Annotated in this window: 15 protein-coding genes; 3 read left to right on the top strand and 12 right to left on the bottom strand. The window is 50.9% G+C overall.

Going from position 1 to position 15,563, the window contains the following annotated elements:
• Positions 1 to 77: 77 nt before the first annotated feature.
• The 7 genes from KHQ09_RS17535 to KHQ09_RS17505 all read right to left on the bottom strand — a co-directional run bounded on the left by KHQ09_RS17535 (position 78) and on the right by KHQ09_RS17505 (position 8,801).
• Positions 78 to 2,693 (bottom strand): sensor histidine kinase, encoded by a 2,616-nt coding sequence (locus tag KHQ09_RS17535; protein ID WP_213599604.1) that lies wholly within the window; start codon positions 2,691 to 2,693, stop codon positions 78 to 80.
• Between the two features lie 199 nt (positions 2,694 to 2,892).
• Positions 2,893 to 4,293 (bottom strand): adenosylhomocysteinase, encoded by a 1,401-nt coding sequence (gene ahcY, locus KHQ09_RS17530; RefSeq protein ID WP_213599602.1) that lies wholly within the window; start codon positions 4,291 to 4,293, stop codon positions 2,893 to 2,895.
• 168 nt (positions 4,294 to 4,461) lie between these two features.
• A complete protein-coding gene (locus KHQ09_RS17525) occupies positions 4,462 to 4,773 on the bottom strand; it encodes an HPr family phosphocarrier protein (RefSeq protein WP_022709257.1) in 312 nt (103 codons plus the stop codon).
• Between the two features lie 81 nt (positions 4,774 to 4,854).
• On the bottom strand, positions 4,855 to 5,256 hold the full coding sequence (locus KHQ09_RS17520) for a PTS sugar transporter subunit IIA (RefSeq protein WP_022709258.1): 402 nt from the start codon (positions 5,254 to 5,256) through the stop codon (positions 4,855 to 4,857).
• 285 nt (positions 5,257 to 5,541) lie between these two features.
• A complete protein-coding gene (locus tag KHQ09_RS17515) occupies positions 5,542 to 6,024 on the bottom strand; it encodes an HPr kinase/phosphorylase (protein WP_213599600.1) in 483 nt (160 codons plus the stop codon).
• A 19-nt stretch (positions 6,025 to 6,043) separates the two neighbouring features.
• Complete coding sequence (locus KHQ09_RS17510; RefSeq protein WP_213599598.1) at positions 6,044 to 7,885, bottom strand: sensor histidine kinase; 1,842 nt, start codon at positions 7,883 to 7,885, stop codon at positions 6,044 to 6,046.
• Between the two features lie 196 nt (positions 7,886 to 8,081).
• A complete protein-coding gene (locus KHQ09_RS17505) occupies positions 8,082 to 8,801 on the bottom strand; it encodes a response regulator transcription factor (RefSeq protein WP_022709262.1) in 720 nt (239 codons plus the stop codon).
• 311 nt (positions 8,802 to 9,112) lie between these two features.
• On the opposite strand from KHQ09_RS17505, the gene KHQ09_RS17500 reads away from it, so the two are divergent.
• From KHQ09_RS17500 to lysM, 3 genes are all read left to right on the top strand, one after another.
• Positions 9,113 to 10,723, top strand: a complete 1,611-nt coding sequence (locus KHQ09_RS17500; protein ID WP_213599596.1) for a phosphoenolpyruvate carboxykinase — start codon at positions 9,113 to 9,115, stop codon at positions 10,721 to 10,723.
• A 104-nt stretch (positions 10,724 to 10,827) separates the two neighbouring features.
• Positions 10,828 to 11,268, top strand: coding sequence for an alternative ribosome rescue aminoacyl-tRNA hydrolase ArfB (gene arfB / locus KHQ09_RS17495; protein ID WP_151158834.1), 441 nt, complete (start codon positions 10,828 to 10,830; stop codon positions 11,266 to 11,268).
• A 102-nt stretch (positions 11,269 to 11,370) separates the two neighbouring features.
• Complete coding sequence (gene lysM, locus KHQ09_RS17490) at positions 11,371 to 11,820, top strand: peptidoglycan-binding protein LysM (protein ID WP_022709265.1); 450 nt, start codon at positions 11,371 to 11,373, stop codon at positions 11,818 to 11,820.
• A gap of 62 nt (positions 11,821 to 11,882) precedes the next feature.
• Here lysM and coaA read toward each other — a convergent pair whose 3' ends face one another.
• The 5 genes from coaA to hisH form a co-directional block, all read right to left on the bottom strand.
• The gene (coaA, locus tag KHQ09_RS17485; RefSeq protein WP_022709266.1) at positions 11,883 to 12,839 is read right to left on the bottom strand and encodes a type I pantothenate kinase; all 957 of its coding nucleotides are present in this window, start codon (positions 12,837 to 12,839) and stop codon (positions 11,883 to 11,885) included.
• A 52-nt stretch (positions 12,840 to 12,891) separates the two neighbouring features.
• Complete coding sequence (locus KHQ09_RS17480; RefSeq protein WP_075653926.1) at positions 12,892 to 13,215, bottom strand: phosphoribosyl-ATP diphosphatase; 324 nt, start codon at positions 13,213 to 13,215, stop codon at positions 12,892 to 12,894.
• A 171-nt stretch (positions 13,216 to 13,386) separates the two neighbouring features.
• Positions 13,387 to 14,175: an imidazole glycerol phosphate synthase subunit HisF gene (hisF, locus tag KHQ09_RS17475; RefSeq protein ID WP_213599588.1), complete on the bottom strand. Its 789-nt coding sequence runs from the start codon at positions 14,173 to 14,175 to the stop codon at positions 13,387 to 13,389.
• Positions 14,172 to 14,915: a 1-(5-phosphoribosyl)-5-[(5-phosphoribosylamino)methylideneamino]imidazole-4-carboxamide isomerase gene (gene hisA, locus KHQ09_RS17470; protein WP_075653924.1), complete on the bottom strand. Its 744-nt coding sequence runs from the start codon at positions 14,913 to 14,915 to the stop codon at positions 14,172 to 14,174. Before hisA ends, hisF begins: the two co-directional genes overlap by 4 nt.
• Positions 14,912 to 15,562: an imidazole glycerol phosphate synthase subunit HisH gene (gene hisH / locus KHQ09_RS17465; protein WP_022709157.1), complete on the bottom strand. Its 651-nt coding sequence runs from the start codon at positions 15,560 to 15,562 to the stop codon at positions 14,912 to 14,914. The genes hisA and hisH overlap by 4 nt, the downstream gene beginning before the upstream one ends.
• Position 15,563 lies beyond the last annotated feature (1 nt).

Below are 15,563 nucleotides of genomic sequence, written 5' to 3'. Positions count from 1 at the left end.
GTTATTATATGCTCTGCCCGTCATCTCCGGACATGATGAGAATAATGATATTCAGAGGAAAAGACAGCCTGATCCGGTTATTCGGCTGCTGCACGATACAGGCGCGCATCCAACGGGAAACGAACAAGCACGGTTGTGCCTGACGACGGTGCCGTGCGGATATCAACTGTGCCGCCATGCAGTTCCACAAAGCTTTTCACCAGCGACAGACCAAGCCCTGCACCACGGCGACGGCCGCCATTGCTGTGCGACTGGAAGCGTTTGAACACCGTATCCAGCACTTCTTTAGGCATGCCCGGACCATTATCGTGCACACTGAAAAGAATATGATCGCCGTCAAGACGCGCATCCAGACCGACAACTGAGCCTTCCGGTGCATAATTGGCCGCATTGCTCAGCAGGTTGAACAGCACCTGATGAACACGATTGGCATCGCCGCGGAAACTGGTGACGACATCTTCAATATTGATCTGCAGCGCAATATTATGTTCACGCAGACGGTCCGCCACACGCTCACCAGCAGCGGCAACCGCCTCGCGTACCGGCACATCGCTGACATCCAGCTCCATAATACCGGCATCGACGGTCGCCAGATCAAGAATATCATTCACAATGGTCAGCAGGGTCAGTGACGATGTGCTGATATGTTCAACATATTCGCGCTGACGATTGTTCAGCTCGCCGAAGCCAGGTGTCTGCAACAATTCGGTAAAGCCGATAATATTGGTGAGCGGCGAACGCAGCTCATAGGATACATGCTGAACGAAATCATTCTTGATCTGATCGGCCAGTTCCAGCGCTTCATTCTTGTCTTTCAGCGCACGTTCCACATGCACCGTATCGGACACGTCGACAAAGGTCAGCATCATCTGGCCTTTTGGCAGCGGTACTACAGCATAGGAAAGGATCGTGCCTGTGGACAGTTCTGCCTGCCCCTGTGTGCCCTCGCGCTTGTCAGCAATACCGGTCACAGCCGAGACAAACTCGTCCCAATAACGGTCATCGGCCAGTTCTTTGCACTGCTTGCGAATGACCGAAATATGCGTACCTTCAACGGCAATAGTCGGCGGGATCGACCACAATTCAGCAAAAGCCGGATTAGACAGACGGATACGCCCATCGGCGCCGAACACGGCCACACCTTCGGCCAGATGATCCAGCGTTTCGCCCTGCACCTTCATCAAAGTATTATAGCGGCTTTCGAGATCGAATTTCTCGGTCATATTCTCGAAGAACCATGTCACACCGCCTTGCGGATGCGGATTGGCAACCACACGCAAAGTGCGGCTGTCCGGCAGATGCCACCAATGTTCCTGCGGATCAACAGCACGATAGGCCGACAGCATGGATTCTTTCCAGCGTCGCCATTCCGGCTGTTCCGGCAATTTGCCGTCACTGCGCAAACCATCAAACAGCATGGCATTGCTCGGATGGCTTTCCAGATAGGCAATATCCAGCGACCATAATTTGGCAAAAGCCTGATTGAAGAATTGCAGCTTCATTTCAGGATCAAAAATCGCCACAGCTGTTGAAAGCTGGTCGAGAGTTTCCGCATGGCTGCGGAGCGTGCGCTGCAATTCTGCCCGCACCTGCTCCAGATCGCTCATATTGGCTGCAAAACCGGCAGAACCAGCCGAACAGGAAACCTCAGCCACATCCAGCATATGGCGGTCACCGGCAATAACCGTGGCCAGCCGATCACGGAAAGTGGCAATGGATGTGCCCTGTTGTGCTGCCTGCATCATAACCGGTTGATGGCTCAGATTAGCCGCAGACGGATCAGCTGACAGAACGCGCTCACGCTCAATCTTCTGGCGCGCCTGTTCACCCAGCAATTCGCGCCCTTCCTGCAAAACCTGATCGAGATCACTCGCACCGACAGCCTGTACATAGGCATTATTCGCCCAGTTCAGCCGCCCTTCCACATCCCGTGTCCAGACAGTCTGGTCCAGACGGTTCAGAAGTGCATGGAGCATTGTCAGCGTGTCGGACAGCTCATTATTCTGTACCTGTAATTGCGCGGCTCTGGCCTGAACACCGTCAACATTAATGAAGCGGGTAATGGCATAGGCACCGGTTGTCTGCCCCTGCACTTCCAGCATCGTGCCATTATTGGTCTCAACCAGAAAATCAAAGGAGCGGCCATATTCGCGCAGCGATAAAATCGCGCGCTCCAATGCCACTACGGAATCGGTGCGCAACCAGCGCCCGAAACTTAAAAAAGCCGACGGATCCTGCGGCACTCCGCTGGCCACCGGCAACTGACCCAGCACTTCTGTCTGCGTATTATGTTGTGGCGTCCCGCGTTTTGCCGGTTCCGCGCCTGCCCAGACTACAATACGCTGATCTTTCAAATTAAGCAGGGTTTCGCTGCGTGTCACCGCATGGCTGAGATCAGCAACACGGGCACGCAAAGCACTGTTCTCGCGGTTCACACGATTACGGCTGCGGATGATCCAGCTGACCGACAAAAGTGCGGCACCTGTTACCCCCACAACAATGGCAAATTGCACCACTTCATTCGGGCCTAAAGTGCTTCCGCCCGGCATCGGAATTCGTCCGATATCATAGCTTTGCGCCAGTGCCTGACCGGATACCAAAACAGAAGAAAATGCGGCTGTCGCTGCCAGAGCTTTGCGAAAATGACGGCTTATAACAGAGCCAATATTTCGAAATGAACTGACACCTGACATGCCTTAAAATTCTCCGCCGCAGCATTTGCTGCTTCATAACTGTTTAAAAATCAGCGGCAGAATTTTCTGCCATTATCTTCGAATCATAGCACAATACAGCTACAGGGAATCTGTTTGAAGCGCTGCGGGCGCAAAAATAAAGGCCGGCAGAATGTCAATCCTTCCGGCCACAATATGTTGTATGTTAATTAAACTATAGTTAATACCTGTAGTGATCCGATTTAAATGGTCCCTGCGGTGTCACACCGATATATGCAGCCTGTTCCTCAGAAAGCACAGTCAGCTTCACGCCAAGCTTGGCCAGATGCAGCCGCGCAACCTTTTCATCGAGATGTTTCGGCAGCACATAGACTTCGTTTTTATAAGTCTCGCCACGGGTGAACAACTCGATCTGACCGAGCACCTGATTGGTGAAAGAGGCAGACATCACAAAGCTCGGATGGCCGGTCGCATTGCCGAGATTGAGCAGACGACCTTCGGATAACAGAATCAGACGCTTATCGTCCGGGAAGGTGATCATATCCACCTGCGGCTTGATATTCGTCCATTTCAGATTGCGCAGCGCACCAACCTGAATTTCATTATCAAAATGGCCGATGTTGCCGACAATCACCATGTCTTTCATCTTGCGCATATGCTCGATGGTGATGACGTCTTTATTGCCGGTTGTGGTGATGACGATATCCGCATCCGCTGCGGCATCGTCGAGCGTGACCACCTCAAAACCATCCATTGCCGCCTGCAAAGCGCAGATCGGATCAACTTCTGTGACTTTAACACGGGCACCGGCACCAAGCAGTGATTGTGCTGAGCCTTTACCCACATCGCCATAACCGCAGACAATAGCGACTTTACCGGCCATCATCACATCAGTACCGCGACGGATACCGTCCACCAGCGATTCTTTACAGCCGTATTTATTGTCGAATTTCGACTTGGTTACGCTGTCATTGACATTAATGGCAGGGAAAGGCAGCTGACCCGCACGCTGCAACTGGTAAAGGCGGTTTACGCCGGTAGTCGTTTCTTCCGTCACACCTTTCAGCGCCGCACGCTGGCGGGTGAAAAAGCCCGGTGTTTCAGCCATACGTTTTTTGATCTGAGCGAAGAGGATTTCCTCTTCTTCACTGCCCGGTTTTGACAGAACATCTTCACCGGCCTCAGCGCGTGCACCGATCAGAATATACATGGTGGCGTCGCCGCCATCATCGAGGATCAGATTGGAAGGCTCCCCATCCGGCCACTGGAAAATTTTATCCGTATAGGTCCAGTATTCTTCGAGCGTTTCGCCCTTGATTGCGAAAACCGGTGTGCCTTGCGCAGCGATTGCCGCCGCTGCATGATCCTGTGTCGAAAAAATATTACAGGACGCCCAGCGCACTTCTGCACCCAGCGCCTGAAGTGTTTCAATCAGCACAGCTGTCTGGATTGTCATATGAAGGGAGCCGGAAATCCGCGCGCCTTTCAATATCTGTTTCGGCCCGAATTCCTCACGTGATGCCATCAGACCGGGCATTTCTGTTTCCGCAATAACGATTTCTTTGCGTCCCCAGTCCGCCAGACCGATATCCTTGATGATATATTCTCCCGATACAGACATCTGCACTCCGCTTTCAGCTGTTACAACTTCAATAAAATATGTGTAGCAGATCAGAGAAAGCGGCTCAAACAAAAATATAAGGTAATCTTTATATCTTTATGTAGCCTGATTCAGTCAATAAAAAAGCACCGGTGTGACCGGTGCTTTTAAAGCTGGGAATAAATCTCTTTAGCATTCTTCGCCGAATTTATCGCCGACAAGCTGTTCCAGCGCATCCAGAACGGCTGTTGCCTCAACGCCGCAAGCGCTGACATCAATGCAACATCCCGGTGATGCCGCAAGCATCATCAACCCCATAATCGATGTGCCGCCAACACTCATTCCGTCTTTTTCAACACGGACATGAGCGTCAAAACTATCCACCAATTGCACGAATTTTGCCGAAGCCCGTGCATGCAGACCCCGCTTATTCACGATCGTAAATTTGCGGGTCTCTGCCTTATCAGGCTCATAACATCCGCTGACAGCAACCTGAGCCATATTTATTTTTCCCGTCAGTGCCTAATCTGATTACCCGTATAGTGCCTGACTTTGTTATTTGCTCGTCAGTACCTGAGATTATTACTTACTCGTCAGTACCTGACTGGCAACATTAATATATTTACGGCCTGCATCCTGCGCTTCACGCAATGATGCTTCCATATCACCGGACTGACGCACACTGGTCAGTTTAATCAGCATCGGCAGATTAACACCGGCAATGACCTCAACCCTGCCTGCATCAAGCACCGAAATTGCCAGATTGGAAGGTGTACCGCCGAACATATCGGTTAGAATAATAACACCCTGCCCCTGATCGGCCTTAGCAACCGCCGCGACAATATCCTCACGGCGTTTTTCCATATCATCATCGGCACCGATACTAACGGTTTCGAAATTTTCCTGAGGGCCGACAACATGCTCAACAGCATGGTGAAACTCTTCGGCCAGCCTTCCGTGCGTAACAAGCACGAGTCCGATCATTATTAAACTGCTCCTGCTGGTCGCTTTTCCATTGTCGCACTCACAATATAAAAGCTTGTAAGCTCAATCCGAACCAAAAGTTCAGACATTTACCCCTAAGACATAAATTTTATGGCCGTAATTTTCTGAATTCAGGCTCAGATTTTTAATATTGGCCAGACCTTCTATGTTGGCACCGAGAATAATGAGTGCAAGCAAAAAATAAAGCCCCCCACGGCTTTCGTCGGTTATGCCGCACTGAAACACAGATTTTATTCTAAACCAGCCGTTAAAAAACAAAGGCTTTCAGGCAGTTTCACGGCTGCCCCAGCGTTTCATAAATAAAGTCGCTTCTATCGCTCTGGCACATTGCAGCGAATCGCAATCCCCTGCCAATTCCGGCAAGACCAGCACAGGAACCATAATTCCTGCCAGTTCGCGCTTTTCATCTGCCGGATAACGAGGCGCTTTATCCGCACTCACCAGCTCGACCAACAGGTTGAGCTCTGCCTGTTGCTGATACGGCACCTCAAATAAACCTGCACCGCGAATTTCAACAGCACCGGCAATCGCTGAAGGTGTGGAAGCGATCAGCTTCCCCTCTTCTGTACTGATCGTCGTCTGGTCATCAGAAATCAATGTGCCGACACGGCCTGTCTGCTGCGCACGTTCGATCAGAGTGAGCGCCAGTGATGATTTTCCCGAGCCGGAAGCTCCGCATATTAAAATGCCAAAGGAACCAAGAACCAGAGATGTGGCGTGAAACACAAAACTTTCAGAATTGCTCATGCGTTTCTCCGCTTTATTATCAGTTTTCCGTATTCTGTGCCGCCTGTGCACGCTGTCGTCTGGTGTTTTCCGGTAATTCCGCCGGCAGATCAATCAGGAACCGCGCGCCCAGCCAATGCTCAGCATCTTCAGGATCAGGAATATTAGAAGCTGTTAGTGCACCACCATGTGCTTCAATAATCTGCCGGCTGATTGAAAGTCCAAGACCGGAATTCTGACCAAAAGCCTCCGAAGACGGGCGATCTGTATAGAACCGCTCGAAAATACGCTCAATATTTTCAGCGCCGATACCCGGACCATTATCCTCAACGACAACCTGAATTTTTGAACCTTTATGGTTCAGGTAAATTCTGATTTCACCATTATCTTCCGGCACAAAGGTACGGGCATTTTCAATCAGGTTAGAGACAACCTGACCAAGCCGCAAATCATGCCCCGGCAGATAAAAACCTTTTGCTCCTGCCGGAAGCTTACCGATATCCAGCAGGATTTTTGTGCCCACTTTATTGCGGCGCACTTCTCTCGCAGCTGCCACAATATTATTGAGCAGTGCCTGCATATCCACACGATCCGTATGTTCACGGGCAAGTTCCGCATCCAGACGCGATGCATCGGAAATATCGGTAATCAAACGATCAAGGCGGCGCACATCATGCTGGATCACGTCAAGAAGACGTTTCTTAGCACTATCGGTTTTTGCCAGAGGCAGCGTTTCAACTGCACTACGCAGGGAAGTCAGCGGATTTTTCAACTCGTGACTGACATCGGCCGCAAAACTTTCAATCGCCTCAATACGTGCATAAAGCGCATCGGTCATATCGCGGATCGACGTGGAAAGATGGCCGACTTCATCCTGACGGTCAGAGAAATCCGGAATTTCAACACGGCCTTTAATACCGTGACGCACACGATCTGCCGCTTCAGACAATTTTCGCAGCGGATTGGCAATCGTTGAAGCCAGAAACAACGACAGGATCACCATCACCAGTGATACAACAACAAAGACACGCAGGATCGCATTGCGCTCACCGCGAACAATCTTATCAATATCACCGCCCTCGGTCGACATCAGCAAAACGCCGAGCACCGCACGGTAACGCTGGATCGGCACAGCAACCGAAACAACCAGCTCGCCTTTTTCATTCCGGCGCTGTGCTTTGCCGGAAGAACCGGTCAAAGCTGTAATCACTTCCGGATAGACAGAACCGTTACCGCCCGGCGGCTCCTGATAAAGCGGCAGACTGTTGCGGTTAATCAGATTATTGAACCATGTGCTGATCTGCTCGCCAAAACTCTGATCATCCTCATCCAGTACCGGCAAATCATAGCTCAGTACCTGTCCGCGCGAATAGAGATGGCGCGAGTCGAGCAGGATATTGGCATTATTATCGTAAATACGCGCACGGGTACTGGTCGGAGAAATCAATGTCCGCAGCAGTGGCGCTACTTTTTCCGGATTGATCGGAAATTCCCAGTTATCCGGAGAGTCCGGTGACGGAGTAATGCTCTGACCGGCCTGCAGCTCCAGCAACTTATCCGGATCGATCATAATCGAATTGGTATCAACACTTGCCGATGAGGCAATGGAAGCCGCGATAATTTTACCTTGCGTCAGAAGACTTTCAATCTTCGCATCCACCAGACCATCACGAAACTGGTTGAGATACATGATCCCCGAAACCAGCACCGCAAGCGCTGCCAGATTAAGAAACAGAATACGCTTGGTCAGACTGGAGAAAACATAATTGCCCAATGTACGGCGCAGCGGTGAAAACAGTCGCCGCCAGACAAGCGAGCGCTGACGGCGCGCAAGACGTTCCTTGCGGCGCAATGTCGTTCTGTTTTCCGTTTCAGCGACCATTGAGGGCGATCAGTTCCTTCAGCGAATTAAGACGGAGCGGTTATGCAATGCATTATAACCGCTCCGTGCTTTTATATCAGCTATATTTGCAAAGCTTCACGCTTCGGGCTTTTTTTTATATTACGAAGCGGTTACGCTTCGTACTTTCTAAAATGCGAGGCTTTTACGCCTCGTGCTTTCTTATATTGCGAGGCTTTTACGCCTCGCGGAAGCGATAGCCAACACCGTAAAGCGTCTCAATCATTTCAAAATCATCGTCAACAACTTTGAATTTCTTACGCAGACGCTTGATATGGCTGTCGATCGTGCGGTCATCCACATAAACCTGCTCGTCATAAGCGGCATCCATCAGCGCATCACGGCTTTTCACAACACCCGGACGCTGTGCCAGTGAATGCAGGATAAGGAATTCAGTCACTGTCAATGTAACCGGTTCGCCCTTCCATGTGCAGGTATGGCGCTCCTGATCCATTTCCAGCTGGCCGCGCTGCAATGATTTTGTCGGCTGACCCGGATTTTTAACCGCACCTTCACGAGCCGCCACACGGCGCAGCACCGCTTTAACACGCTCTACCAGCAGACGCTGGGAGAACGGCTTGGTGATAAAATCATCCGCACCCATTTTCAGGCCGAACAATTCATCAATCTCATCATCTTTCGATGTCAGGAAGATCACCGGCAGATCAGATTTCTGGCGCAGACGGCGGAGCAGCTCCATACCATCCATACGCGGCATTTTAATATCGAAAATTGCAAGATTTGGCGGACGCGCCATCAGACCATCCAGCGCGGAAGCACCGTCTGTATAGGTCTCGACCCGATAGCCTTCCGACTCCAGAGCAATGGAAACAGAAGTCAGGATATTGCGGTCATCATCTACGAGCGCAATGGTCTGTGTTACCGGAACTTCCCTCATCAGGTCGCTTCTCCTCAATCAAATTCGACTATTCAACTTATATAGCACGTCTTTTAAGCAGGACAAATTAAGTACAAAGTAAGGCAGCAGCAATTTTTCTGATGCTTCGCCTGCAATTTATACCCGCGCCAGACACCTTGCTTATGTGGATAGCGGCAAAATAAATTGCCATAAAAACGATTTAAAAAAAATTTAAAAAATTTTAAACGATTAAAGATTTGAAATTGTCTCGCTAATCTGGTTGTGACTTTGCCTTAGCGCGGAGAGAAAATGCGCTGTCGACCAACCAATGAAAACTGCGAGTGAAAATTATGATCGAGACTGGCAATCGCAATCCAGCTGCTTCCATTGCAACGACGGGGCTAAAAGACCTCGCCGCGGTCTATTATAATTTCGGACCGGCTCAGCTCTATGAGGAGTCGATCCGCCGCGGTGAATCAACTCTGACTGCACAGGGCGCTTTGATGGCCGTAACCGGACAACATACCGGACGTAGCCCTAAAGACAAATTCGTTGTGCGTGATGCAACCACCGAAGACCAGATCTGGTGGGACAATAACAAGCCGATGAGCCCGGAAAATTTTGCCAAGCTGCATGCCGATTTCATTGAGCACGCCAAAGGCAAAGAACTGTTCGTTCAGGACCTGATCGGCGGTGCCGATGCCGAGCACAATATCAAGGTTCGTGTTGTAACCGAATTTGCATGGCACTCATTGTTCATCCGCAACCTGCTGATCCGTCCTGAAATTGCTGCCCTGCAGAGCTTCATGCCGGAAATGACCATTATTGATCTGCCATCCTTCCGCGCAGATCCTGAAAAATACGGCTGCCGCACAGAAACCGTGATCGCCTGCGATCTGGTCAACAAAGTTGTGCTGATCGGCGGTACTTCCTATGCCGGTGAAATGAAGAAGTCGGTCTTTACCGCTCTGAATTACATTCTGCCTGCAAAAGGCATTATGCCAATGCATTGCTCGGCTAATGAAGCACCAAACGGCGATACCGCGATTTTCTTCGGTCTGTCCGGCACCGGTAAAACCACCCTCTCCGCTGATCCGACACGCACGCTGATCGGTGATGATGAGCATGGCTGGAGCGAAAACGGCATCTTCAATTTTGAAGGCGGCTGCTACGCCAAGACCATCCGTCTCTCGGCAGAAGCTGAACCGGAAATCTATTCCACAACACAGCGTTTCGGCACTGTGCTGGAAAATGTTGTTCTCGATGAAAACCGCCAGCCGGATTTCAACGATGGTTCGCGCACAGAAAATACCCGTGCAGCCTATCCGCTGGACTTCATCTCCAATGCATCCAAAACCGGTACTGCCGGTCAGCCGAAAAACGTCATCATGCTGACTGCTGATGCGTTCGGTGTGATGCCTCCGATTGCCAAGCTGACCCCTGCTCAGGCTATGTACCACTTCCTGTCCGGTTACACCGCTAAGGTTGCCGGTACTGAAAAAGGTGTGACCGAGCCGGAAGCAACCTTCTCCACCTGCTTTGGTGCGCCTTTCATGCCGCGCCATCCTTCGGAATACGGCGATCTGCTGCGCAAGCTGATTGCGGAGCACAAAGTTGACTGCTGGCTGGTAAACACCGGCTGGACAGGTGGCGCTTACGGCACCGGTAATCGTATGCCGATCAAGGCAACACGCGCCCTGCTCTCCGCAGCACTTGACGGTTCGCTCAATGGCGCGGAATTCCGCACAGACCCGAACTTCGGTTTTGAAGTTCCTGTGGCTGTTCCGGGTGTTGATTCAAGCATTCTCGACCCGCGTTCAACATGGGCGGATAAAGCTGCCTATGACGCACAGGCTAAAAAACTGGCCAACATGTTCATCACAAACTTTGCCAAGTTTGAAGACCATGTAGATGCGGAAGTCCGTTCGGCTGCACCGGCTCTGGCAATTGCTGCTGAATAAATAAATCTGCATTTCTGAAATTAAGAACGGTGCCTTGCAGGCACCGTTTTTTTATTTCTGCACTTATCTTCGCAGATTTCAGATATTCCGTTATAAATCCGCTCATGACGGAACAAAACAAACATCTTATCCGCATTACCAACCGGATCAGCATTCATGAAAACCTGCTGGAGGAGAGCTTTATCCGCTCTTCCGGTCCAGGCGGACAGAATGTGAATAAGGTTTCAACAGCCGTGCAGCTGCGCTTTGCAGCCATGCAAGCGGGCTTGCCGGAAGATGTCTATGCGCGCCTCATCAGCCTAGCAGGGCAGCGTGCCAATAAAGACGGTGAGATTGTAATTGAAGCCAGCCGCTTCCGCAGTCAGGAAAAGAACCGTGAAGATGCCCGCAACCGTATGATTGCTTTGATTATCGAGGCTGCCAAACCACCACCGCCACCGCGTAAAAAGACCAAGCCGACCAAAGGCTCTGTCGAACGGCGTCTGAAAGCAAAATCCGGTCGTGCAGATGTCAAGAAAATGCGCCAGCGTGTCAAAGGTGATTAATCTTCGATAATGCCTGTTATTTTATACGGGTGGCTTCCTTAATTCATTTACCTGCCTATATTCTTGAAGCGGATGATATCTGACACTCAAAGGAGAAACGGAATGGGCATATTTGATTTTGTGAAATCGGTTGGTACCAAACTTGGCTTTGGTGACGATGAGCCTAAAGCAGAAGATCTGAAAAAAGAGCTGGATTCCCATAATCTCGGTACCAGTGATGTGCAGGTAACTGTTCAGGGCGACAAGGCTGTACTTTCCGGCAATGTCAAAGATCAGTCCGCTTTTGAAAAAGCGATTATTGCTGTCGGTAACTCCCTCGGTGTTTCCAAAGTGGAAGCCTCGGAACTGAAAGTTGATGGTGCTGCTGAAGGTGCGGCACCGGTTTTCTACACCGTGAAGAAGGGCGACAATCTCTGGAAAATCGCTGAAGCCCAATATGGCAAAGGCCATGGCGATAAAAACCCGAAAATCTTTGAAGCCAATAAACCGATGCTGACCTCGCCGGACAAAATCTATCCGGGTCAGGTTCTGCGCATTCCGCCGCTGGCGTAATTCCGATCAAAACAAAAAGCCCCGCTGTCATCAACAGCGGGGCTTTTTTACAACTCTGAAGCTCAGATTTTGCGCAGAGCCACTTCTTCAATCATATGATTTTCCCCTTTGCGCAGGATCAAATCTGCGCGTGGACGGGTCGGCAGAATATTCTCAAACAGGTTTTTGAGATTGATATTCGTCCACAAGCCTTCGGCAATCGACAATGCCGCCTCTTCCGACAATTGCGAATAGCGATGGAAGAAGCTCTGCGGATCACGGAATGCCGTTTCACGCAGTTTCATGAAGCGGTTGATATACCATTTGTGGATCAGCACCGGATCAGCATCAATATAGATTGAGAAATCAAAGAAATCCGACACGAATGGCACGGCCTTGCCGTCTGCGGGCAGATCACGGACCTGCAGCACATTGATGCCTTCAAAAATCAGAATATCCGGCCGGTCAATGGTCACATGCTTACCGGCAACCACGTCATAGGTCAGATGCGAATAGACCGGTGCCTGAACATGGCTCATGCCTGCCTTCATAGATGACAGGAAGTTGAGAATGGCGCCGGCGTCATAACTGTCCGGAAAACCTTTCCGCTCCATCCGTCCTTCAGCACGCAGCACTTCATTGGGATAGAGAAAGCCGTCAGTCGTCACCAGCTCGACTTTAGGACTCGATGGCCAGCGGCTCAGCAATTCCTTCAGAATACGCGCTGTGGTCGATTTTCCGACCGCTACAGAACCGGCAATGCCGATGATAAACGGTGTTTTGACCGTATCATCCTTCATCAGAAACTGTTTGCGCTGTTTGTAGAGCGATTGCAGCGCCTCCACATGGGTCGACAGCAGACGCGACAAAGCCAGATAAATCCGCCGCACTTCATCCAGATCCACCGGATCGTTGAGTGAGCGCAGACGTTTCACTTCATCCAGCGTCAGGGTCAGCGGCGTATCGGCACGAAACTCTGCCCATTCCGCAGCGGTAAAAACCTGATAAGGCGAATAATGCTTCTTTTTAAAAAGATCCATGGAGTGCATTTCGATCTCTGAATAAACCCGGGAACCAGATGAATGCTTCAGCCTATTCCGGTTTTCGTGCAGCTTTTTCCTGAAGTCCGGTTTGCGAGGTACGTTTATCCAGTTCCTGCATCACGGATTCCAGCGAGACGCCTGCAATCTTCCACACAACCAGCAAATGATAGAGCAGATCGGCACTTTCAGAAATGACAGCTTTTTCATCCTGCATCATCGCCGCAATAACAGTTTCAACCGCTTCTTCGCCCAGTTTCTGGGCGGCCTTATGCTGACCTTTGGCAATCAGTGAGGCTGTATAAGATGAACCATCTGTTGCAGCCGCGCGATTAGCAACAATCTGCTCAAGCTCAGCAAGGGTGAAATCTGTCATGCTGCACTCCTGTTTCAGTGCAATTTATAGAATGCGCGATGAGAATCCCGCACAGCAATGCGAATGGTCTTTAAAGCAAATGAGGGATGAAAAGCACCCCTCATTGCATGAAACAACTTAATTTTATCAGTAAATCAAACTGGTTTCCTCTCCGAAAACCAGTTTGATCTGTTAATTTCGAACATCATCCAGACGCATAGCAATACCGTGACTTGCCATATAGCGTTTGGCTTCTTCAATTGTGTAAGTGCCAAAATGGAAAATGGACGCCGCCAGTACCGCACTGGCATGACCTTCCTTCACACCGGCCACCAGATCGTCCAGAGAGCCGACACCACCGGATGCAATCACCGGAACGCTCACAGCATCTGCCACAGCGCGGGTCAGCGCCAGATCATAACCGACTTTGGTACCGTCACGATCCATCGAGGTCAGCAGGATTTCCCCTGCTCCGCGATCAACCATTGTGCGGGCAAATTCAATCGCATCAAGACCGGTTGCATTGCGGCCGCCATGGGTGAAAATCTCCCAGCGATCCGCCTCTCCTGCCCCCGATACTTTTTTGGCATCGACAGCCACGACAATGCACTGATTGCCGAATTTATCCGCTGCTTCTGCGATCAGATCAGGATTTTGTACCGCAGCAGTATTAATTGAAACTTTGTCCGCACCGGCCAGCAACAGCTTGCGGATATCAGCAACCGCACGCACACCACCACCGACGGTCAGCGGCATGAAACATTGTTCAGCCGTGCGGGCAATCACATCGAAAATTGTCTCGCGATTATCCGATGAAGCGGTGATATCGAGAAAGCAAAGCTCATCTGCACCCGCTGCATCATAGGCTTTTGCGGCTTCCACCGGATCACCGGCATCAATCAAGTCAACAAAGTTGACGCCCTTGACGACGCGGCCGTCTTTAACGTCCAAACAAGGAATAACGCGTGCTTTCAAAGTCATTGCGCGGCCTCCTTTGCGGCACGTAACAGTGCCAGCGCTTCAGCCGGATCAATACGGCCGTCATAAAGCGCACGACCGGAAATTGCACCTTCCAGTTTACGGGCGTCGGCCTGCGTCATGCGATGAATATCATCCATCGAAGCCAGACCACCGGATGCAATCACCGGAATGGACACGGCTTCTGCCAAGCCCAGAGTTGACGGCCAATTGATGCCTGCCAGAATACCGTCACGGTCAATATCCGTATAGATAATCGCTGCGACCCCTGCCCCTTCAAATTTCTGCGCCAGTTCAATCACGCCGAGTTCTGAAGCCTCTGCCCAGCCCTCAACCGCAACCTTGCCGCCTTTGGCATCAATGCCGACAGCGACTTTGCCCGGAAATTCTTTACAGGCTTCAATCACCAGCTGCGGATCACGCACCGCAACGGTGCCGAGAATGACGCGGGAAAGTCCTTTGGAAAGCCATGCCTCAATATGTTCCAGCGTGCGGATACCGCCGCCGAGCTGAACCGGATTTTTAGTCGCTTTGAGGATGGCTTCCACGGCCGCGCCATTGACGCTGGAACCGGCAAAAGCACCGTTCAGATCAACCACATGAAGCCACTCAAATCCCTGATCTTCAAAGGCTTTCGCCTGAGCTGCAGGATCAGTGTTATAAACCGTAGACTGGTTCATATCACCCAGTTTCAGGCGAACGCATTCACCGTCTTTCAGGTCAATTGCCGGAAAAAGTATCATGGCTTCCACTTCAGGAAATTAGTAATGAGTTTAAGGCCGAGGCGCTGGCTTTTCTCCGGATGGAACTGCGTGCCGACAATATTATCGCGCGCAATTGCCGCCGTTACGCTCCCGCCATAGCTGGTGGTTGCCAGCACATCAGCGCTGTTTTTCACATCAAACATATAGGAATGCACGAAATAAGCATGCAAGCCATGCTCGCCGGTTTCTATATCGTTGAATACCGGATGGGCATGGTTCAACTCGATGGTATTCCAGCCGATCTGCGGAATTTTCAGCGCGGCATCAGACGGCTTCATCTCGCGCACATCACCTTCAATCCAGTTGAGGCCATTGGTGATGCTTTTTTCCAGCCCCCGCGTTGAAAGCAGCTGCATCCCAACACAAACACCAAGAAACGGTCGCGCTTTATGCTGAACCACTTCGCTCAAAGCATCGACCATGCCGGAAACCGCATCCAGACCACGTCGGCAATCGGCATAGGCACCGACACCCGGCAGCACAATATGATCTGCGGCCAGTACGGCTTTGGCATCACTGGTCACGTCCACATGAATGGGACTGCCCATATCCGATACCGCACGTTCAAAAGCCTTGGCTACCGATTTGAGATTTCCGGAACCATAATCAATAATGGCAACACGCATG

Source organism: Pseudochrobactrum algeriensis (genome assembly GCF_018436245.1).
Classification (GTDB): Bacteria; Pseudomonadota; Alphaproteobacteria; order Rhizobiales; family Rhizobiaceae; genus Pseudochrobactrum; species Pseudochrobactrum saccharolyticum.
This window is presented reverse-complemented; position numbering and strand designations above follow the sequence as displayed.

Coding starts and splice junctions, on each gene's coding strand:
- KHQ09_RS17535 (WP_213599604.1), bottom strand. CDS start 2,693: ATGTCAGGTGTCAGTTCATTTCGAAATATTGGCTCTGTTATAAGCCGT.
- ahcY (WP_213599602.1), bottom strand. CDS start 4,293: ATGTCTGTATCGGGAGAATATATCATCAAGGATATCGGTCTGGCGGAC.
- KHQ09_RS17525 (WP_022709257.1), bottom strand. CDS start 4,773: ATGGCTCAGGTTGCTGTCAGCGGATGTTATGAGCCTGATAAGGCAGAG.
- KHQ09_RS17520 (WP_022709258.1), bottom strand. CDS start 5,256: ATGATCGGACTCGTGCTTGTTACGCACGGAAGGCTGGCCGAAGAGTTT.
- KHQ09_RS17515 (WP_213599600.1), bottom strand. CDS start 6,024: ATGAGCAATTCTGAAAGTTTTGTGTTTCACGCCACATCTCTGGTTCTT.
- KHQ09_RS17510 (WP_213599598.1), bottom strand. CDS start 7,885: ATGGTCGCTGAAACGGAAAACAGAACGACATTGCGCCGCAAGGAACGT.
- KHQ09_RS17505 (WP_022709262.1), bottom strand. CDS start 8,801: ATGAGGGAAGTTCCGGTAACACAGACCATTGCGCTCGTAGATGATGAC.
- KHQ09_RS17500 (WP_213599596.1), top strand. CDS start 9,113: ATGATCGAGACTGGCAATCGCAATCCAGCTGCTTCCATTGCAACGACG.
- arfB (WP_151158834.1), top strand. CDS start 10,828: ATGACGGAACAAAACAAACATCTTATCCGCATTACCAACCGGATCAGC.
- lysM (WP_022709265.1), top strand. CDS start 11,371: ATGGGCATATTTGATTTTGTGAAATCGGTTGGTACCAAACTTGGCTTT.
- coaA (WP_022709266.1), bottom strand. CDS start 12,839: ATGGATCTTTTTAAAAAGAAGCATTATTCGCCTTATCAGGTTTTTACC.
- KHQ09_RS17480 (WP_075653926.1), bottom strand. CDS start 13,215: ATGACAGATTTCACCCTTGCTGAGCTTGAGCAGATTGTTGCTAATCGC.
- hisF (WP_213599588.1), bottom strand. CDS start 14,175: ATGACTTTGAAAGCACGCGTTATTCCTTGTTTGGACGTTAAAGACGGC.
- hisA (WP_075653924.1), bottom strand. CDS start 14,915: ATGATACTTTTTCCGGCAATTGACCTGAAAGACGGTGAATGCGTTCGC.
- hisH (WP_022709157.1), bottom strand. CDS start 15,562: ATGCGTGTTGCCATTATTGATTATGGTTCCGGAAATCTCAAATCGGTA.